Origin of the sequence: Acidovorax sp. (genome assembly GCF_034519795.1) — a bacterium.
Taxonomy (GTDB): Bacteria; Pseudomonadota; Gammaproteobacteria; order Burkholderiales; family Burkholderiaceae_C; genus Acidovorax.
Window position 1 is genome coordinate 154,821 of the sequence record NZ_JAXHOB010000009.1, and the last position, 16,364, is coordinate 171,184.

Here is a 16,364-nt window from a genome sequence, read left to right on the forward strand (position 1 = left end):
AATCGGCAAATGGAAGCGCAGCCGGTCACCATCGCCATTCAGGACGAGTCGCAGGGATATGCGATATCGCCTGATCGCGTCCCGCTGTCGCTGCTCAGAGAGTTCACCGTCGATGTCGAAGCTTTCCTGAAGGGTAGTGACAAGGAGATCGACCCGAAAGCTCTGTCGGTTGCGGTTGTGAATGGGTCGTTTGGGCTCTCGCTCGAACCCGTCATCGCGCCTAGTCTGTTCACAGACGTGAACCTCATGCGCAGGTCTTCGGACCTCTCGCTCATTGACGCAAAGCGTCGCACCATCGTTTTGAAGTGGCAGTCAGCCGCGAAGGCGATAGCCTCCCGCGCTGTGAAGATCGCTTGCGGCGCCCTGGGCAATATCACCATCGACAGCACGACCGACTTCAGGCAAATTGATCCTGAGCCGTGGGTCGATGTTGAGCGGTACATCCAGGGCGAATTGATGGATCTAGGAGGAGTGTCCAGCTCCAACGCTCACATAAGACTGCCAGACGGGAAGAACCTCACAGTGAAGACTGATCGAGGACTCATTCGCGCCGAAAAAGAGAATCTCGTTTACCGGAACGTCCACGTGAGAATTCGGGCCAAATACAACATCGTCACAGGCGAGCTGAGGGATGCTTCGCTGATCGAATTCGTTGAGTACGCTCCGGGATTCGATGAAGCAGCGTTTGAGCGATTGACCACCAACGGCCGGGAGGCTTGGAGGGATGTCGATGACCCGGCCGCGTGGGTGCGACAGATGCGGGGCGGCGAATGAAGGCCGCGCTGCTTGATACGAGCTTCCTGATTTCCTTAAGCAACCCCGATAGAGCGCAGCATCCAGTGGCGCTGCGCTATTTCAAGGAAATGCTTGTCCGCGGCACGGTGATGCATTTGTCAACCATCGTAATCGCGGAATACGAGGTTCGACAGCGCATTACGGATCTTGGGCTGCAAAACTTCATCGTTCAGCCATTCAACATCGATCACGGCATAGCAGCCGCGTCTCTTTTCATGCCGTTTCGTCAGGCACATGCTGCCGGATATGACAGGGTAGCAATCAAGGACGACACAAAATTGCTCGCCCAATGTGAACTGCTTGGCATTGGCCATTACGTGACTGGCGACAGCAAATGTTGCGCGAACATTGAGTCCTTGAAAAAAGCGCTCCCTGGACGCGCACTCCCTTTTGGTGTTTCGTGCGATTTGCCCTACGACGATGCTTGGTTCAACGCCGGGAACCAGGCCGGGCTTGGGTACTAGAGTTCTGCCCCTTCCCACACGCAGCGGCCGATCACTTCGAAGTCGTTCAGCTCGGTGTAGAGCCTGGACTTGGGGCGGAAGGAAGAGTTTTCAGCAGTGGCCAAAATGCCCACACCTGGCACGCGCTCCAGCCGCTTGATCAGCAGCTCGCCGTCATAGCGGAATGCGAAGAAGTCCCCATCGAGGTGTTCGGTGTCACCGGCATTCACCAGCACCACAGAGCGGTCTCGAATCTTGGGTTCGTTGCTGATGCCCTTGCTGTCCACCACAACAGCCTTGCCACTCTTGATCCCGAGCTTCCGCAGGAAGTCCATCCGGAACACCAGCGGCGGCTTGTCGTCGTTCTCGTAGAAGATTTCGCCGGCTCCATTGGAGAAGCGCACGTCCGCACGGCGCACAGCCACAAAATCGTCTTCAAGGGCCCGCACTACGGTCGGCGCTCCAGTGTCATTGGGGCCAACGGGGCGGGGCGCCTCCACCGGGTACTTCGGCCCCTTTCCTTCGGCCAGCCATGCCGGCGACACGGCCAATCGATAGTTCGAAACCAGCTTTTCCGCATTTTCACGGCTGATTGTGGCCACCTTTTCCGGGTTGCCGAACCAGTTGGACACGCTCGCGGGCGTCACCCCGCACAGTGAGGCGACTCCGGTCTTGAAGCCCCGAGGATGGGGCTCGGGAAACATTTCCGCCAAGCGGTTCTGCAAGGTAGTCATTTAGCCTAGCCTAACAAGTTGGCTATTAGCCTGGGCTTGCTTTGATATTTAGCCTGGGCTAAGATGCGATTCATATGAACGCTCCAGCCACCCAAATCATTCAAGCGCTCGGCGGCCCGTCCGCTGTAGCGCGCCTGTTCGGCATCGCTGCGCCAAGCGTCACGAACTGGAAGAAAACCGGCATTCCCAGGACTCGAATGATGTTCCTTGAGCTTGCGCGCCCGAAGGCACTTGAGGGCATCGATACCGTTGGTGCGACTTCGATGGTGGAGCAGGCCGGCGGGAATGAGCCAACGCATGTCTGATCAAAGCCGCCTGCGCTGGGAATCCAAGCGGCGCGCCCTGTGTGCCGCCAAGCGTGCGGCATCTGGATGCACCGCCCGCACCCCGAAGCGCACCCGGTACTCACCAGCGACCCACCGAATTTCCATCAGTGATGTCTGCACGACGTGTCGGCGGATGCCCGTGGCGACGTCGATCTGGGCTGAAACGCTGCTACGCGCCGAGCTGTGCAGCAGGCCTGGGACTGGGGTGTGTGGGGTGTTCATGCCCTGCAGTTTGCCGACCGACCCCATCCGTTCCCACACGTATAGCAACCCTGGAGCCACATTGCTATGAACCTCCGCGATTCCGCTCGCAACCTTGCCCGCCGCATGCAGGGCGGCATTGAAGCCTGGGCCCTGCGCGTGGGCAAGAACCCCGCCTCTGCGCGCCACGAGCTCGCCGGCAGCGGTGGCTACAAGCTGGGCCTTGAAGACGCCGAACTGATGACGCAGTTCGCCATCGAGCAGGGCGTGGCCGACCCGCTGCAGATCCTGAACACCTTCGCCCGGAACGTCGGCGCAATGGTGATCCCTCTGCCCGCGCTGTACCAGACCGGCGGCACTTCCATGGAGGACCTGGCCGCCGCGGCGCGTGAGTTCGCCGAGTTCGTGGCTGTGTCCGCCCAGGCCCCGGCCGATGGCCGCGTGACGGCCAACGAGCTGGCCGACGTCGACCGCGAGCTCGCAGAGTTGATCGGCTGCGCCCAGCGGGTGCGCGCAAGCCTGGCGGTCATGCACGAGGCCGGAAAGCCGAAGCCTGAACACCTGGTGCTGCCGGTGCGGGAGATGCGCACGGAGGCTCCTAGTGCGGCCATGCCCGGAGCAGTGCGCCAAGCAGTGCCAGGGGAGTGCCCGGCCTGCGTCTGAAGGCCTGCAGCCCCTCGGGGCTATGAGTTGATGCCACGGCTAGGGTAGCTCCCGAAAAGCGGTTCCACCACCCGCCTGCCGCTGGTTTCTTTGTGGTGCATGGGGTGGACATGAACGACGCGCGAATGGGCCGCTACTGGCCCGCAATTCAGGGGGGCTGCGCTGCATGAGCAGACGAGCCGACCCACCGAAGAAAGACCCTCGGGGCCAGCACATGCGGCTCTACCGAGAGGTCTTTGAATCGCACGCTTGGCAATGCCTGAGCAGCGGGGGGCGCGACGCCTATCTTGCCCTCCTGCTGCAAAAAGGCAGCACGAATAACGGCGACCTGTCCCTGCCCATCACCGTGGCGCGCAGGTACGGCATCAAGAGCGAGGCCACCCTGGCCAAGGCCCTGCGCGAGCTTTGCTCTGTAGGCCTCCTTGCCATCTCACGACGTGGTGGAAGCACGAAGGAAGGGCACCGCCAGGTGAACCTCTACCGCTTCACCGACTACGACGTCTACGAGAACCCCTCGAAGCACATAGACGCCTGCAAGGCCACGAATGAATGGAAGCTGATCACGACCCTGGGGCTGGGCCGCGAGGCCATCCGAAAGGGCGAGGAGCAAGCCGCCGCGCTGGCCCTCGAAAGAAAAAAAACCCTACTTCAAAAAATGAAGGGAACCACTTCAGAAATTGAAGGGGTCGAGCCAAAAACCACTTCAAAAAATGAAGTGTGGCCCGCCGAACCACTTCAAAAAATGAAGCCGGCTCAAGGCCCTCCAATGTCTGTAAAGCCTTATGCAGCAACGGTTTGAGGAGGGTTGCCTATAAAAGCAGCACACCCCATCCAGACTTCATTTTTTGAAGTACTAAGTACTGATTGCCATCCCAGGGCCTGAAAAAGGCCAGCACCTGATCAACCAAGGACCACCACCATGACCGGAACAACCACCGCAGTCCCACCAGTCAATTCAACCCATGCCACATGGTCGGGCGAATACCTGCCTGACCTACTGATCGAAACTGGAAGACCTAACGGGCTGCTGGAGATCGGGCAGTCCACCGGCAACGGCGAGCACTCGGCCATCGAGATCCACCCCAGCCAGGTGCGGTACATCGCTCAGAAGCTGGGCATGGTGCGCGAGCTGACTGGCGACGAGGCCGCGGCGCGCGAGGCCCTGCAGGTGCGCGTCAGGATGCTGGAGCGCGACCTGCGCCGCCTGGGCTCAGCCCTTGCACTGGCCAACGACATGGCACAGATGCTGTACCAGAACATCGTGGCGCAGAACAGCAAGGGGCACGAGGATCTGGAAGTCGAGGCGAGCCAGGCCGCGACGTTGTCGGACCTGCTGGACCTGTACTGCGAGGAATACAAGCAGGACGACGAGGACGACGGCCGGTCCATCTACCCGCCCACCACGGCCCAGCAGGACGTCGAGCGGCTGCGCAACATGAAGCCAGCACCTGCTGCCCAGGCCGCCAATCCGCAGGCCGCCCGCGCCAGCGTGAAGCCGAAGGACGGCGACCTGTTCGGTGGAGGTGCCAACTGATGGCGAACCACGAGCTGTTGGCCGCTCTGATGAAGGCGCTTCCTGAAGGCGTCAGGGGTGCAAATGCCGCACCCCTGGAAACCCAGGGCGAACCTATGGAAAACCCACGGGTAACCCTTGGGCAACCTAGCGCGAACCCAGGCGAAACCCACGGGGTTCCAAAGACCCCTGAAAACGGGGCCCTTGCTGGTGAAACTCCCCCGTTTTTCCCTGACAAGACCCCCGAATCTAGGGGGCTTGACCGGTCGCAGGGGTGCGCCATCTGCACCCCTGCGAGGGTCACGCACCGTCACGCTGCGTCACGTTCCGACAGCGTGACATCGCGTGACCCATCCCTGAAGCCTTCCTGAAAGCCTTCCGAGATGCCTTTCCTCTGCCTTCTCCTTCTGCTGCTCGCGGGGGCCTTTGTGCTTGCCCGCCACCGTGCCGCGCGTGAGCGTCGCCGAGACCACCGCCGCCAGGCACACCGCGACCAACGGGCCGAAGTCGAGCGCCGGGCCCGGCAAACCCTTTGACCCAAGGACCTCATGACCACGAGCCACATCCCCACCTTTGACGAACGCCTGACCAGCGCAGCCAGCAGCAGCGATCTTTCCGTGAACCTGGAGCGCCGCGGCGACGTGGACCTGCTGATCGCCGCCGGCAAGGCGCCCGCGCCCCTGGGCCGGCTGGTGTACCAGCTGATGACCGAATGGGACGGCACCGCCAAGCCCCCGCGCATGACACCCGACGACATTCGGCAGCTGGCCGAGAGCATGCCCCGCGTGATGATGGGCAAGAGGGGCCGCAAGGGCGGGCGCCCGGTGGAGAGCCTGGACATCCCCGGCGCCCGGGCCCTGGCCGAGCAGCACTTGGCCGTGGAGCGCCGCCGCATCCTGGGCCGCCTCAAGAGTCTTCCCGCCTTGATGGACCCTCACGCCGGGCTGCTGCCCTGGGTGGTGGCTAAGGGCATTGCACCGCCGGCCGAGAAGCTGCTGGACGTGTTGGACTGGTGGGCCGACCGGAACTGCACCGCCTGCCAGGGCACCATGTGGCAGCTTGTGCCGGGCACCAACTACCAGAGCAAGACCCCATGCAAGGCTTGCCACGGCACCGGCCGGCGCCTGATCCCTCACGGGGAGGACGGCCGGGAGATCTCGGCCCACATCGAGCAGCAGGTGGACCACGCCCGGCGCGGCGCGCGCGTAGCGCTGAAGGGGGTGCACAGGATGAAGCTGCAGGCCGCAGGGAAGGTGCCCGTGTCGCAATAGGCCGGGATGTGGTAGCATTGCGACCGTCAGCGCAGACGCCAGAAATATTGGCGTCTATCGGTGGCAGTCCAGGGGCTCATGAGCCCGACGAAGCACCACCCTGCGGAGAGTAGGGACCGGGAAAGCTCGATGGATTCGCTCGCCCTCAAGAACCCGCCTCGGCGGGTTTTGTCGTTGTGAGGTTCCTGGTTAAACCTTCAAGCCGCTGATTGCGTTCTGAACCATTCGACGACCGTACTCAAGGGCGTATTTCGAGGCGGTGCTCGCTTCAGGAAACAGGTTAAGGCGAAGCGCATTTGGCGTTGCACTCACGTCTTGCACGGAGCCCTTGTTCTCTGGCTTTCTGCTCTCGATAAGCAACTGAGGCTCCCATTTGTGCTGGTCGAGGCGAAAGGCTGCTGACGCCTTGATGCGGTAGTGGCCAACCTTCTCAGAGATTGATTCCGAATCGGGGCTCAGTTCTCCGGTGGCGAGTTTCCTCGCGATATCGGTGCCGGCCCGGTAGGCTTCCTGCTCATCCCGAAAGCGTGTGTGAAGGGTGTATCTTGGAACCAGGCGCGGGAGCAGATCGTCGCTTTCGGCTTGATGAATTCTCAGAACATAAGCAGCGAATGAGCCGCCTGTGCGTTGGATATGAAGCGTGTAGCGGTCAGGGCCAATTCGAGGAAGTTCCATTCAAAGATCCCGTTGTTTTGGTGAGGCGAAGCTAGCAAGTATTTCTGCGGTCGGATCGATCCCTGCGGCTAGCCCAAGCACTTCCCTCCGCCACCGAACTGCCTTCTCCAGCACTTCGGCGGGGGCGCCTGGATCCAGCTGCGAGAACACTGCCTGTGCAAGCTGCCGCAATTGCTCAGCCTCGTGGAACATTGAAGCGTTCAGTCGAAGGCTTTCGATAGCTTTGAGCTTGTCGTCGGCGACTTTGGCTTTGGCTGCCTGGGCATCGGCCACCTCTTTCCGAGCCTTTGCTTCTTCCTCTCGCTGAGCGCAGAGTGCTTCGTAGGCCGCCCATTGGGCAAGCTGTTGCGGTGTCTTCTTTGGTTTGGGTGAAGGCTTCGCCCTCGCTTGCTTTGCTGCAGCCATAGTCGGGTTTTGTTCGAAGTTTGGGGATCAGTCTAGCGGCCAGACCCCTGAGACCCCTTATTTTTCCTCATTGGGACGCTGGGTTTGACAGTGCAATTAATTGCATTTGCTAGGTGGCTTCTGCATCGATAAAGTCATAGGCATGCAAAACTTTAAACAACTGCTTGATAGCAAAAAGCCCGGAGAAGTTTTCTCCGTTGACCCACAAACGTTGGCACTTTCCGAAGAGCAGTTCGATGCTGTGGCTCGCGACTGGGTGCGCGAAGGGGGTGGAGATGGATTCTCCATCCAGAAGCCCCACCGAGAGAGCATGACTGGCGAACGACGCTACGACCTCATGCTGCTAAAAAAGAACGGCTGACTTCGTCCCGCTCCCGTAACCATCGCCCGCCAGGTTCGCCTCGCGGGCTTTTCTGTTTCCGCAGCGTGCCCGAGTGGCCTAAAGGTGATGCGCCAAGGCAGGCCGAAAGCCTGATGCAAGCAACAGGGACGTGTGCCGCGCGCAGGCAATACACGCTCCTACCTGGGTTCGAATCCCAGCGCTGCAACCATTTCCGCGATGTAGATCAGCCTGGTAGCGTGTCCCATTTCGAGGAGTGCCCATGCAAAACCCACCCCTGCAGACGCTCGCGCAACGGGCCGAACATCTAAAAGCGGCGGCAGAGGCCGCCTGCCGGCTCGCTGAAGAAGCGGCCGCTATTGCAGAAATGAGTGCAAATCAGGGTCAACAAGTCGTTTCAGCGCTTCATCGAATTTTTCCACCGTTGCGTCAGGGACTGCTGTGAAGAGCAGACGCCCATGAAAGTCGCGGCGTGCTTGGGCTAGGGTCGCCGCGTAGAGTGCGCGGTTCTGAGGGTTGCTGCTGTTGAATGCGTTTTGCAGACCGATCAGCACCATGCTGAAGGCGCTTGCCTGATAAGTCAGGGTATTTAGCTGCGCCATATTCGCGTCCAGCGCCTTCTGTTTTGCTGACAGGTTCTCCTCTTTGGCTTTCAAGTCACGGCTCAGCGCATCAACTGTCGAAATAAGGCTGACGACAGCTTGGCGCAGATCGTCAAACTCTTTCCGTTCTTGTGGTGTCATTTCCGCCCTCCTGGCGATGGTTGTGTGAGAACTCCATCGTAAAGCTGGGAGGGCGTTTCGTTTCCGCGATGTAGCTCAGCTGGTAGAGCGTCGGGTTCATACCCCGCTGGTCGGCCGTTCGAATCGGCCCATCGCAACCATTCCCCGACCAGAAGCGCCGACAGCCAGCGTCGGCCGCCGCAAGGCGAGGCGGTTTTCCACCGGAAGCTCGGTGCTGGAAGCGAACGGCAGGCGTCAGCAGGGCCAGACCAAGCCCCGTAGGTCCGATGACGCCAGAACACGAAGGACAGCCATGGGCCGCCTGAAGACCATCGGGCCCCGGCTGGCCACCCTGAACGCTGCTCCTGTCCGGGTGCTGCACACGAAGGCCGGCGCATCGGAGCGGGTGCGGGGCTCTGCCTGGATGGCCAGGAAAGCAGCAGTGCAGGTGCGAGACTGCTTCACCTGTGCGAACTGCGGCCTGGTGCGGGATGACCACGACGTCGACCACATCGTGCCGCTGGAGCAAGGGGGCGACCCCATGGCCATGAACAACCTGCAGCTGCTTTGCTCGGGCCCTGATCGATGCCACGCCAAGAAGACGGCCCGAGAGGCTGGACTGAGGGCGGGCAGGCTGAGCCGGTGAACGGGGCTCCACGGGGCTGATGGCTCGTGCCCCGATGCAGTGGCAAGCCAGGCAGGGTAGGGCGGGTCAAAAGTCCGGGCGGCCGGAAGCCAGGAAACCCAGCCGTATCCCACGCGCGCCGAAAAGCCCCTGTTTGAAAACCCCAGGGGCGAAATCAAAGAATCAAAGGATTGAAAAATGCCTCGTGGTGGAGCCCGACCCGGTGCTGGCCGGAAGCGGAAGCCCGCCCCAGCAACCCCTGCAGCCGGCCCCGTGGTGGACGCCCAAGGCTACAAGACCGATGCCGCGCCCGAGGGCTGGCCGTTCGGCATGGAGCCGCCAGCTGCGCCCGCGCCGCCCGAGGACCTGAGCAGCCTCATGCCCCTGGACTACCTGCTGCAGGTGATGCGCAACCCGGAGGAGGACAAGGCCCGCCGCATGACGGCCGCCACCATTGCCGCCCCCTACGTCCACCCCAAGAAAGGCGAGGTCAGCAAGAAGGCCGAGGCGGCAGATGCGGCCAAGGCCGCCGCCGGCTCCAGCAAATACGCCACGCGCCGGGGGCCGCAGCTCGCCGCAGCGGGCGGTAAGCGGGTGCCCTGATGGTCGAATGGTCGACGGCCTGCCTGGACTGGGAGCGCCGCATTGTTGAACGCGAGCCGCTGATCGCTTTCGCGCCGCTGTACCCGGACATGGCCGACGAGGCCTGGGAGATCTTCAGCGGCCTGGTGCTGGTGGATGCGGACGGCGAGCCGACCCTGGGCGACATCTGCCTGGAGTGGCTGGAAGCCTGGGTGCGCGCGATCTTCGGAGCGCGCCACCCGGAGACAGGACGGCAGCTGATCAATGAGTTCTTTCTCATGGTCAGCAAGAAGAACGGGAAGTCGAGCATTGCCGCGGGCGTGATGCTCACGGCGCTGATTCTCAACTGGCGCAAGTCGGCTGAGCTGCTGATCCTCTCGCCCACGAAGGAGATCGCGGAGAACAGCTTCAAGCCCATCCGCGACATGATCAACGCGGACCGCGAGCTGCAGGCCCTGCTGAAGGTGCAGGAGTACCAGCGGCTGATCACGCACCGGGAGACCCTGGCCACCCTCAAGGTGGTAGCCGCCGACAGCGACACCGTGAGCGGCAAGAAGGCCAGCTTCGTTTTCGTGGACGAGGTGCACGAGTTCGGCAAGAAGGCCAAGGCCAACAACATGCTGCTGGAAGCCACGGGCGGCCTGGCTTCGCGGCCCGAGGGGTTCGTGATCTGGGCGACCACGCAGAGCGAGCAGCCGCCGGCCGGGGTGTTCAAGGACAAGCTGAACTACGCGCGCAAGGTGCGCGATGGCGCAATTGTCGACCGCAAGTTCCTACCGGTGATCTACGAGTTCCCGGCCTGGATGCTGAAGGCTGGCCTGCACAAGAAGCTGGAGAACGCCTACGTGACGAACCCCAACTGGGGCACGTCGGTGGACATCGAGCGGATCACCCAGCTGCACAACCAGGCGCAGGAGCTGGGCGAGCAGCAGTTCCGCGAGTTCCTGGCCAAGCACCTGAACGTGGAGATCGGCCTGAACCTGCGCGATGACCGCTGGCCGGGCGCCGACTTCTGGGAGCAGCAGGGCGCTCGCCCCGGCCTCACGCTGCAGCAGCTGCTGAACGAGTGCGAGGTCATCGAGGTGGGCATCGACGGCGGCGGCATGGACGACCTGCTGGGCATGTCGGTGCTCGGCCGGCGGCGCGAGGTGGAAGAGGTATGGGTGCTGGAGTACACCGACCCCGAGACGCAAGAGGTGGTGCCGGCGCACCTGGCGGAAGTGCAGCGCTGGCTGCTGTGGACCCGGGCATGGGCCCACCCGTCCGTGCTGGATCGCCGCAAAGAGATTGCCCCCCGGCTGCAGGACTTTGCAAAGGAGGGCCACCTGGTGCTGGTGAACAACGTCGGCGAAGACACCGCGCAGCTCGCAAAGCTGGTTGCGCGCTGCGAGGCCTCGGGCCTGCTGGACCAGGTGGGCTGTGACCCTCTGGGCCTGGGCGGCGTGCTGGACGCGCTGGCGCAGGAGGACATCCCGCGCGAGAAGATCGTGGGCGTGCCCCAGGGTTACAAGCTGCATGGGGCAATCCTCACGACCGAGCGCAAGCTGGCAGAGGGCGTGATGTTGCACGGCGCCCAGCCGCTCATGGCCTGGTGCGTGGGCAATGCCCGGGTGGAGCGCACGAAGAACGCAGTGATCGTGACCAAGCAGGCATCCGGCACGGCAAAGATTGACCCGCTGATGAGCACGTTCAACGCCGTGACCCTGCTATCCCTCAACCCCGAAGGTGTCGCGCCCAGCCTGGACGACATCCTCGCCAACCCAATGGTTGCCTGATGGCCACAATCCTCCAATCTGTTGGTCGCTGGTTCGGCCGCGGCGGTGCGCTCACTGAGCACCGCGGCGAGCAGTACCCGATGCCGAACACCCCGGTCATCGACGGCATGCTGAACCAGGGCCCAGACGCAGCCCTGCAGCTGGATGGCGTCTGGGCTTGCCTGGACCGCCGCGCCACCACGGTGGCCAGCCTGCCGTTTTTTGTGTACGAGCAGCGCAACGGCGAGAAGGTGCTGGCGCGCACGTCGCGCCTGTACGGCATCCTGCACGACAGCCCCAATTCGCGCATGACGCCCTTTGAGTTCTGGCGCGCGATGATGCTGAACCACGACCTACGGGGCAACGCATACGCCCGGATTGACCGGGCGCTGGACGGCGAGGCGGTGGCGATGTGGCCCATGTCGGCCGACCTGGTAACCCCCATCGTGCTGGATGACGGCAGCATGGTGTACCGCTACTTCATCGACGGCAGCATTGCGTTTCTGGCCGAGGAGAACGTGCTGCACCTGAAGAACCTGGGGAACGGCACGGTGGGCCTGTCCAAGCTGGAGTTCATGCGGCCCACCACCGACGAGCAGACCAAGGCCCAGCAGTCGGCCGCCAAGGTGTTCGGCAATGGCGGAAAGCCCACGGGCGTGCTGATGATCGACGCGGCCCTGAAGCCCGCTCAGCGCGAGTCCCTGCGTTCGAACTACAGCGAGCTGGCCACCGGGAGCACATCGCGCCTGGCCGTGCTGGAAGCGAACATGAAGTACCAGCAGCTGGGGCTCAGTCCCGAGGACCAGCAGCTTTTGGAGACGCGGCAGTTTGGCGTTGAGCAGTTCTGCCGCTGGCTGGATGTGCCGCCTGTGCTGGTCTACCACTCGAACGTCACCGCATGGGGCTCGGGCATCGAGCAGATCATCGACGGCTGGCACAAGTTCAGCATTCGGCCCATCCTCGTGAGCATCGAGCAGGCGGTGCACAAGCGCGTCATGACCCCCCGCCAGCGCGCCACCATGAAGGCCGAGTTCAGCCTGGACGCTCTGCTGCGGGGCAACGCCAAGGACCGCGCCGAGATCGCCGCAAAGAAGGTGCAGAACGGCCTGGCCACCCGCAACGAAATGCGCCAGTTGGAGAACGAGCCGCCCGTGGATGGCGGCGACGTGATCACGGTGCAAGCCAACCTGCTGCCCATCAGCATGCTGGGCAAGGTTCAACCGAAAGGAGGCAGCAATGCTGATTCAGAAAACGCTATCGCTCAGTGAGGTGTCTCTGAAGATGGACGGCGACACCGGGAAGTTTTCCGGGTATGCATCGGTCTTCAACGGCGTGGACGCCGCGGGCGACACCATCCTGCGCGGCGCGTTCCTGGAAACGCTCGGCCAGGCGCAGCCGAAGATGTTCTGGAACCACAAGTGGGACATGCCCATCGGCAAATGGAACGTGGCGCGCGAGGACGACCGGGGCCTGTTCGTGGAGGGCGAGCTCACCAAGGGCCTGGGCCTGGCCAATGACGTGCACGCGGCCATGAAGCACGGCACCCTGGATGGCCTGTCCATCGGGGGCATGCTCAAGCGCGGCGACTACGACGAGACCAAGACTGGCCGCACCATCCGCAAATGGTCCCGCCTAATCGAGGTTTCCCCGGTGGTGTTCCCTGCCGACGGCATGGCGCGCATCGACACGTCGACAGTGAAATCCATGGACTTTGAAGCTCTGCTGCCCGAGTGCAAGACAGAGCGCGACATTGAACGGCTGCTGCGGGATGCGGGGCTGGGCAAGTGGGAGGCGATGGCAACCGTCTCCCGGGCGAAAGCGATCTTTACGGGGCGGGATGCCTCGGAGAGCGAAGAAGCCAAAACCGAGCGCCTGATCCTGGAACGACTCCAGCGCATGGCAGCTGCATAGCCACCACCCAACCCGCAACCATCGCCGCCCTTGAGGCGGCTTTTTCATTTCAGAAAGACTCTCATGAAGAAATCCATTTTCTCCCTCCGCGCCCTGGCCCTGATGGCCGTGGCTGCTGTCGGCTTCGGCGCCCAGGCGGCCGGCGTCGACATCCCCGCCCTCGTGGCGAGCTACCCGCACCTGGCCCTGGGCCTGGGCGGCCTGGCCATGCTCGGCGAGCTGGACGGCACTTCGATCATGAAGGCGCTGGACGGCGTGGAAGCCAAGCTCAAGGACATCGCCGAGAAGGCCGACGGCCAGGCGAAGACCATGGGCAAGGTGTCCGACGACACCAAGACCGCCCTGGAAAACATCGGCATCGAGCAGAAGGCGCTGGCCGACCGTTTGCTGCAGATGGAACAGAAGGGCACCGCCCCCAGCCAGGAGCAAAAGCTGGATGCGACCTGGGGCGCGCAGGTGGTCAAGGCCGACTCTTACGCTGCCTTCCGCGAGGGCCGCACGCAGAAGGCCCGCATCGAGGTGAAGAACACCCTCACCGGCAGCGACGCCACTGTGGCACCAGACCGCCGCCCCGGCATCATCCCCGGCGCATCGCAGATCCTGACCATCGAAACCCTGTTGGGTTCGGTGCCCACCACCAGTAACTCCATCGAGTACACGCGGGAGGACACCTTCACCAATGCGGCGGCCGAAACGGCAGAAGGTGCATCGAAGCCCGAGTCTGGCATCACCTTCTCGCTGATCACGCAAGCGGTCTCCACCGTGGCGCACTGGATCAAGATCTCGCGCCAGCTGGCCGACGACAACGCCGCCCTGGCCGCCTACGTGAACAACCGCATGATCTACGGCGTGAACCGCAAGGTGGAAACGCAGCTGGTCAGCGGCCTGGGCACCGGTGCGCTGATCTCCGGGATGATGAAGACCGGCAACTACACGCTGCACGGCTACCTGTCCGGCGCCCTGGGCAGCACGTTGCCCAAGCTGGTCCTGATCCGCAAGGTCCTGGCCGACCTGTGGACCGCCGGCTACCCTGCGGACGCCATCCTGCTGAGCCCTGCCGACTGGGCCCAGATCGAAATCGAGCTGTTCACCACCACGAGCAACACCGTGCGCGTGTCGGTGGATGCCAACGGCGTGACCCGCCTGTTCGGCGTGCCGGTGGTGCAGTCGGTGGGCGTGGCCGCAGACACGTTCCTGATCGCCAACTTCTCGCAGGCCTACACCCTCTACACCCGCCAGGGTGCCGTGGTGGAACTGTCCGAGTCCGACGGCGACAACTTCACGAAGAACCTGATCACGGTTCGCGCCGAGCGCCGCCTGGCGCTGGCCACCGAGATCCCGGCCGCCGCGCGCGGTGGTGACCTGACGCCCCCCGCGTCCTGATGAGCCTGGGCCGGGGCTGCGCGCCCTGGCCCGCTCCTGTTCCCCCAACTCCTGGAGATCATCATGGAATGGATCACCTTCACCACCTTCGGCTCGAACTCCGCGTTCGGCTCCTTCGCCCCTGGCGACCAGATGCGCGTCGGCCAGGAGATGGCCACGCACTTGGTGGATACCGTGCGCTGCGCGGTACACGGCCAATTCAAGACCCACGAGCTGCAGGCCGCCGAGCCCGGGCCCGCTGGCAAGCCCTCTGACGGCCTGAACGTCGCCGAGCTCAAGGAGGCCCTGGCCTCCAAGAGCATCGCCGTGCCCGAGGGCGTCACGAAGAAAGCCGACCTCGCCGCGCTGCTGGACGGGGCCGCTTGATGCCCACGCTGGTGGACCTGCCCACGGCCAAGCTGCACCTGCGGGTGGATGACTCGGCCGAGGATGCGCTGATCACGCTGTACCTTGAAGCGGCCCAGGCCTCGGTGGTGGAGTTTCTGAACCGGAACGTCTACGCCACCCAGGACGAACTGGACGCCGCCGCCGAGGTGCCGCCGACCGAGCCCGTGCTGGTGAACGCCGCGATCAAGGCCGCAATCCTGCTGCTGGTGGGCCACCTGTTCGCCAACCGCGAGGACGTGGTGACCGGCACCATCGCCAGCAATCTGCCAATGGGATCGCGGGTGCTGCTGCAGCCCTACCGCGTGGGCCTGGGGGTGTGACATGCGCGCAGGAGACCTCACCGACCGCATCGTGATCGAGCACCGCGGCCCAACCCGCTCGCCCTCGGGCCAGCCAGTGCCGGGCGACTGGGCGCCCTTCGTGACCCTGTGGGCCGACGTGCGGCACCTGTCTGGCACGGCCGCCATCAAGGCCGGCGCCGAGACCAGCACCGTGCAAGCCTCAATGCGGATCCGTCGGCGCACCGACGTGGACGCCAGCATGCGAGTGCAGTTCGCCGGCACGGTCTACAAGATCAAGGCGGCGCTGCCTGGCGCCGACCGCACCTTTGTGGACCTGGTTTGCGAGGTGACAAAGTGATCAGCGGATCGGCCGACTTCACGAAGCTGTTCGCCAGGATGGACACCATCAAGGTGGGCGCCGTGGAGGCAGCGCGGCCGGCGGCCCAGGCCGGCGCCCAGGTCCTACACGACGAGGTGGAGCGGCGCGCCCCCGTCGGCACGGAAGCCGAGCACTACTTCTACGGCAAGGCCGCCGCGCGTGCCGCCAAGGGCGACAAGAAGGCCAAGGCCTACCTGTTCACCCGGGGCAACCTGAAGGCCGCGGTGTACCAGTATTTCAACAAGCGGCTGTCTGGCAATGGCAGGGCGGTCTATTCCATCGCGGTGAACCGCCAGAAGGCGCCCTATGCCGACATGGTGGAGAACGGCACCAGCCGCGCCGCCGCACAACCCTACCTGCGCCCTGCCTACGATGCCGCGAGCGGGCGGGCCGTGAAGGCGGCGAAGTCCACGTGGGCCAGGCTGGTCAAGAAAGCGAGCGGCAGCAAATGACCATCGACGCACTGCTGTTCCTGACGCTGGCGCCCCTGGTGGCCGGCGATGCCGCGTACCCCGACCAGGTGCCAGAGAACACCCCGGCCCCCTACATCGTCCACCAGCAGGTCGGCGGGCAGGGGCTCATGTGGACCGAGGGCACGCTGCCCGAAAACGAAAGCTGCCGCGTGCAGGTCGCCTGCTGGGCCGCCACGCGCGACGAAGCCACCGACCTGGCCAAGGCAGCAGAGGTGGCCATCCTGGCACAGGCCGGCTGGCAGGCCGAGCCGCTTGGCGGGCGCACCAGCACCTACGACCCCGACACGGGCCTGCGCGGCTCGCGACAAGACTTTTCAATCTGGGCACCACGATGAAACCAGCAACGAAAGCCCTCCATGAAGCGCTGATCCGCCTTGCAAAGGGCGCGATCACAGCCTGGGAGCAGTGGCTGCAAAAGCAGACCTGAACCCTTCTCCTCACCCTGCCTCGCGGCAGTCCTCGCCTTCGGGCCTCGACGCCATGCGCCTCGCAGAAATCCGC

Annotated in this window: 24 protein-coding genes and 2 tRNA genes; 22 read left to right on the top strand and 4 right to left on the bottom strand. The window is 63.7% G+C overall.

The window, feature by feature from the left end:
• Positions 1-9 precede the first annotated feature (9 nt).
• Positions 10-774, top strand: a complete 765-nt coding sequence (locus U5N23_RS11325) for a hypothetical protein (protein WP_322592910.1) — start codon at positions 10-12, stop codon at positions 772-774.
• A complete protein-coding gene (locus U5N23_RS11330) occupies positions 771-1,259 on the top strand; it encodes a hypothetical protein (protein ID WP_322592911.1) in 489 nt (162 codons plus the stop codon). The genes U5N23_RS11325 and U5N23_RS11330 overlap by 4 nt, the downstream gene beginning before the upstream one ends.
• On the opposite strand, the gene U5N23_RS11335 is transcribed toward U5N23_RS11330, so the two are convergent.
• Positions 1,256-1,972, bottom strand: coding sequence for a S24 family peptidase (locus tag U5N23_RS11335; protein WP_322592912.1), 717 nt, complete (start codon positions 1,970-1,972; stop codon positions 1,256-1,258). The genes U5N23_RS11330 and U5N23_RS11335 overlap by 4 nt on opposite strands.
• 74 nt (positions 1,973-2,046) lie before the next feature.
• On the opposite strand from U5N23_RS11335, the gene U5N23_RS11340 reads away from it, so the two are divergent.
• The 6 genes from U5N23_RS11340 to U5N23_RS11360 all read left to right on the top strand — a co-directional run bounded on the left by U5N23_RS11340 (position 2,047) and on the right by U5N23_RS11360 (position 5,946).
• Entirely contained in the window at positions 2,047-2,277 is a 231-nt protein-coding gene (locus U5N23_RS11340; protein ID WP_322592913.1) for a hypothetical protein, read from the top strand.
• 309 nt (positions 2,278-2,586) lie between these two features.
• Entirely contained in the window at positions 2,587-3,162 is a 576-nt protein-coding gene (locus tag U5N23_RS11345; RefSeq protein ID WP_322592914.1) for a phage regulatory CII family protein, read from the top strand.
• Positions 3,163-3,376: 214 nt separating this feature from the next.
• The gene (locus U5N23_RS11350; RefSeq protein ID WP_322592915.1) at positions 3,377-3,961 is read left to right on the top strand and encodes a hypothetical protein; all 585 of its coding nucleotides are present in this window, start codon (positions 3,377-3,379) and stop codon (positions 3,959-3,961) included.
• 120 nt (positions 3,962-4,081) lie between these two features.
• Positions 4,082-4,696, top strand: coding sequence for a hypothetical protein (locus tag U5N23_RS11355; RefSeq protein WP_322592916.1), 615 nt, complete (start codon positions 4,082-4,084; stop codon positions 4,694-4,696).
• A gap of 346 nt (positions 4,697-5,042) precedes the next feature.
• A complete protein-coding gene (gene cas5 / locus U5N23_RS33125) occupies positions 5,043-5,132 on the top strand; it encodes a CRISPR-associated protein Cas5 (RefSeq protein WP_416208605.1) in 90 nt (29 codons plus the stop codon).
• Positions 5,133-5,223: 91 nt separating this feature from the next.
• The gene (locus U5N23_RS11360) at positions 5,224-5,946 is read left to right on the top strand and encodes a hypothetical protein (RefSeq protein WP_322592917.1); all 723 of its coding nucleotides are present in this window, start codon (positions 5,224-5,226) and stop codon (positions 5,944-5,946) included.
• 189 nt (positions 5,947-6,135) lie between these two features.
• Here the strand turns inward: U5N23_RS11360 and U5N23_RS11365 are convergent, their stop codons facing one another.
• Both U5N23_RS11365 and U5N23_RS11370 read right to left on the bottom strand, forming a co-directional pair.
• On the bottom strand, positions 6,136-6,621 hold the full coding sequence (locus tag U5N23_RS11365) for a hypothetical protein (RefSeq protein WP_322592918.1): 486 nt from the start codon (positions 6,619-6,621) through the stop codon (positions 6,136-6,138).
• Positions 6,622-7,026, bottom strand: coding sequence for a hypothetical protein (locus U5N23_RS11370; protein ID WP_322592919.1), 405 nt, complete (start codon positions 7,024-7,026; stop codon positions 6,622-6,624).
• Positions 7,027-7,168: 142 nt separating this feature from the next.
• Here U5N23_RS11370 and U5N23_RS11375 point away from each other — a divergent pair, with 142 nt between their 5' ends.
• The gene (locus U5N23_RS11375) at positions 7,169-7,387 is read left to right on the top strand and encodes a hypothetical protein (RefSeq protein ID WP_322592920.1); all 219 of its coding nucleotides are present in this window, start codon (positions 7,169-7,171) and stop codon (positions 7,385-7,387) included.
• Between the two features lie 59 nt (positions 7,388-7,446).
• Positions 7,447-7,577 (top strand) — tRNA-OTHER (locus U5N23_RS11380).
• A gap of 145 nt (positions 7,578-7,722) precedes the next feature.
• Here the strand turns inward: U5N23_RS11380 and U5N23_RS11385 are convergent.
• Positions 7,723-8,109, bottom strand: a complete 387-nt coding sequence (locus tag U5N23_RS11385) for a hypothetical protein (protein WP_322592921.1) — start codon at positions 8,107-8,109, stop codon at positions 7,723-7,725.
• A 64-nt stretch (positions 8,110-8,173) separates the two neighbouring features.
• Between U5N23_RS11385 and U5N23_RS11390 the strand changes: the two genes are divergently transcribed.
• The 12 genes from U5N23_RS11390 (at position 8,174) to gp17 (ending at position 16,198) form a co-directional block, all read left to right on the top strand.
• Positions 8,174-8,249: transfer RNA gene (locus U5N23_RS11390), tRNA-Met, on the top strand.
• A 152-nt stretch (positions 8,250-8,401) separates the two neighbouring features.
• Complete coding sequence (locus U5N23_RS11395) at positions 8,402-8,734, top strand: HNH endonuclease (RefSeq protein WP_322592922.1); 333 nt, start codon at positions 8,402-8,404, stop codon at positions 8,732-8,734.
• A gap of 252 nt (positions 8,735-8,986) precedes the next feature.
• On the top strand, positions 8,987-9,316 hold the full coding sequence (locus tag U5N23_RS11400) for a hypothetical protein (RefSeq protein WP_322592923.1): 330 nt from the start codon (positions 8,987-8,989) through the stop codon (positions 9,314-9,316).
• Entirely contained in the window at positions 9,316-11,070 is a 1,755-nt protein-coding gene (locus tag U5N23_RS11405) for a terminase large subunit (protein WP_322592924.1), read from the top strand. Before U5N23_RS11400 ends, U5N23_RS11405 begins: the two co-directional genes overlap by 1 nt.
• Positions 11,070-12,317 (top strand): phage portal protein, encoded by a 1,248-nt coding sequence (locus U5N23_RS11410; RefSeq protein ID WP_322592925.1) that lies wholly within the window; start codon positions 11,070-11,072, stop codon positions 12,315-12,317. The genes U5N23_RS11405 and U5N23_RS11410 overlap by 1 nt, the downstream gene beginning before the upstream one ends.
• Positions 12,286-12,960: an HK97 family phage prohead protease gene (locus tag U5N23_RS11415; protein WP_322592926.1), complete on the top strand. Its 675-nt coding sequence runs from the start codon at positions 12,286-12,288 to the stop codon at positions 12,958-12,960. Before U5N23_RS11410 ends, U5N23_RS11415 begins: the two co-directional genes overlap by 32 nt.
• A 63-nt stretch (positions 12,961-13,023) precedes the next feature.
• Entirely contained in the window at positions 13,024-14,343 is a 1,320-nt protein-coding gene (locus U5N23_RS11420; protein ID WP_322592927.1) for a phage major capsid protein, read from the top strand.
• A 63-nt stretch (positions 14,344-14,406) separates the two neighbouring features.
• Positions 14,407-14,709 carry a hypothetical protein gene (locus tag U5N23_RS11425; RefSeq protein ID WP_322592928.1) on the top strand — a complete coding sequence of 101 codons (303 nt, stop codon included), beginning with the start codon at positions 14,407-14,409 and terminating at the stop codon, positions 14,707-14,709.
• Positions 14,709-15,050 (top strand): head-tail connector protein, encoded by a 342-nt coding sequence (locus U5N23_RS11430; RefSeq protein ID WP_322593223.1) that lies wholly within the window; start codon positions 14,709-14,711, stop codon positions 15,048-15,050. Before U5N23_RS11425 ends, U5N23_RS11430 begins: the two co-directional genes overlap by 1 nt.
• Position 15,051: 1 nt before the next feature.
• Complete coding sequence (locus U5N23_RS11435) at positions 15,052-15,369, top strand: phage head closure protein (RefSeq protein WP_322592929.1); 318 nt, start codon at positions 15,052-15,054, stop codon at positions 15,367-15,369.
• Positions 15,366-15,842 (top strand): HK97-gp10 family putative phage morphogenesis protein, encoded by a 477-nt coding sequence (locus tag U5N23_RS11440; RefSeq protein WP_322592930.1) that lies wholly within the window; start codon positions 15,366-15,368, stop codon positions 15,840-15,842. The genes U5N23_RS11435 and U5N23_RS11440 overlap by 4 nt, the downstream gene beginning before the upstream one ends.
• A complete protein-coding gene (gp17, locus tag U5N23_RS11445) occupies positions 15,839-16,198 on the top strand; it encodes a tail completion protein gp17 (RefSeq protein ID WP_322592931.1) in 360 nt (119 codons plus the stop codon). The genes U5N23_RS11440 and gp17 overlap by 4 nt, the downstream gene beginning before the upstream one ends.
• Positions 16,199-16,364 lie beyond the last annotated feature (166 nt).

Coding starts and splice junctions, on each gene's coding strand:
- U5N23_RS11325 (WP_322592910.1), top strand. CDS start 10: ATGGAAGCGCAGCCGGTCACCATCGCCATTCAGGACGAGTCGCAGGGA.
- U5N23_RS11330 (WP_322592911.1), top strand. CDS start 771: ATGAAGGCCGCGCTGCTTGATACGAGCTTCCTGATTTCCTTAAGCAAC.
- U5N23_RS11335 (WP_322592912.1), bottom strand. CDS start 1,972: ATGACTACCTTGCAGAACCGCTTGGCGGAAATGTTTCCCGAGCCCCAT.
- U5N23_RS11340 (WP_322592913.1), top strand. CDS start 2,047: ATGAACGCTCCAGCCACCCAAATCATTCAAGCGCTCGGCGGCCCGTCC.
- U5N23_RS11345 (WP_322592914.1), top strand. CDS start 2,587: ATGAACCTCCGCGATTCCGCTCGCAACCTTGCCCGCCGCATGCAGGGC.
- U5N23_RS11350 (WP_322592915.1), top strand. CDS start 3,377: ATGCGGCTCTACCGAGAGGTCTTTGAATCGCACGCTTGGCAATGCCTG.
- U5N23_RS11355 (WP_322592916.1), top strand. CDS start 4,082: ATGACCGGAACAACCACCGCAGTCCCACCAGTCAATTCAACCCATGCC.
- U5N23_RS11360 (WP_322592917.1), top strand. CDS start 5,224: ATGACCACGAGCCACATCCCCACCTTTGACGAACGCCTGACCAGCGCA.
- U5N23_RS11365 (WP_322592918.1), bottom strand. CDS start 6,621: ATGGAACTTCCTCGAATTGGCCCTGACCGCTACACGCTTCATATCCAA.
- U5N23_RS11370 (WP_322592919.1), bottom strand. CDS start 7,026: ATGGCTGCAGCAAAGCAAGCGAGGGCGAAGCCTTCACCCAAACCAAAG.
- U5N23_RS11375 (WP_322592920.1), top strand. CDS start 7,169: ATGCAAAACTTTAAACAACTGCTTGATAGCAAAAAGCCCGGAGAAGTT.
- U5N23_RS11385 (WP_322592921.1), bottom strand. CDS start 8,109: ATGACACCACAAGAACGGAAAGAGTTTGACGATCTGCGCCAAGCTGTC.
- U5N23_RS11395 (WP_322592922.1), top strand. CDS start 8,402: ATGGGCCGCCTGAAGACCATCGGGCCCCGGCTGGCCACCCTGAACGCT.
- U5N23_RS11405 (WP_322592924.1), top strand. CDS start 9,316: ATGGTCGAATGGTCGACGGCCTGCCTGGACTGGGAGCGCCGCATTGTT.
- U5N23_RS11410 (WP_322592925.1), top strand. CDS start 11,070: ATGGCCACAATCCTCCAATCTGTTGGTCGCTGGTTCGGCCGCGGCGGT.
- U5N23_RS11415 (WP_322592926.1), top strand. CDS start 12,286: ATGCTGATTCAGAAAACGCTATCGCTCAGTGAGGTGTCTCTGAAGATG.
- U5N23_RS11420 (WP_322592927.1), top strand. CDS start 13,024: ATGAAGAAATCCATTTTCTCCCTCCGCGCCCTGGCCCTGATGGCCGTG.
- U5N23_RS11425 (WP_322592928.1), top strand. CDS start 14,407: ATGGAATGGATCACCTTCACCACCTTCGGCTCGAACTCCGCGTTCGGC.
- U5N23_RS11430 (WP_322593223.1), top strand. CDS start 14,709: ATGCCCACGCTGGTGGACCTGCCCACGGCCAAGCTGCACCTGCGGGTG.
- U5N23_RS11435 (WP_322592929.1), top strand. CDS start 15,052: ATGCGCGCAGGAGACCTCACCGACCGCATCGTGATCGAGCACCGCGGC.
- gp17 (WP_322592931.1), top strand. CDS start 15,839: ATGACCATCGACGCACTGCTGTTCCTGACGCTGGCGCCCCTGGTGGCC.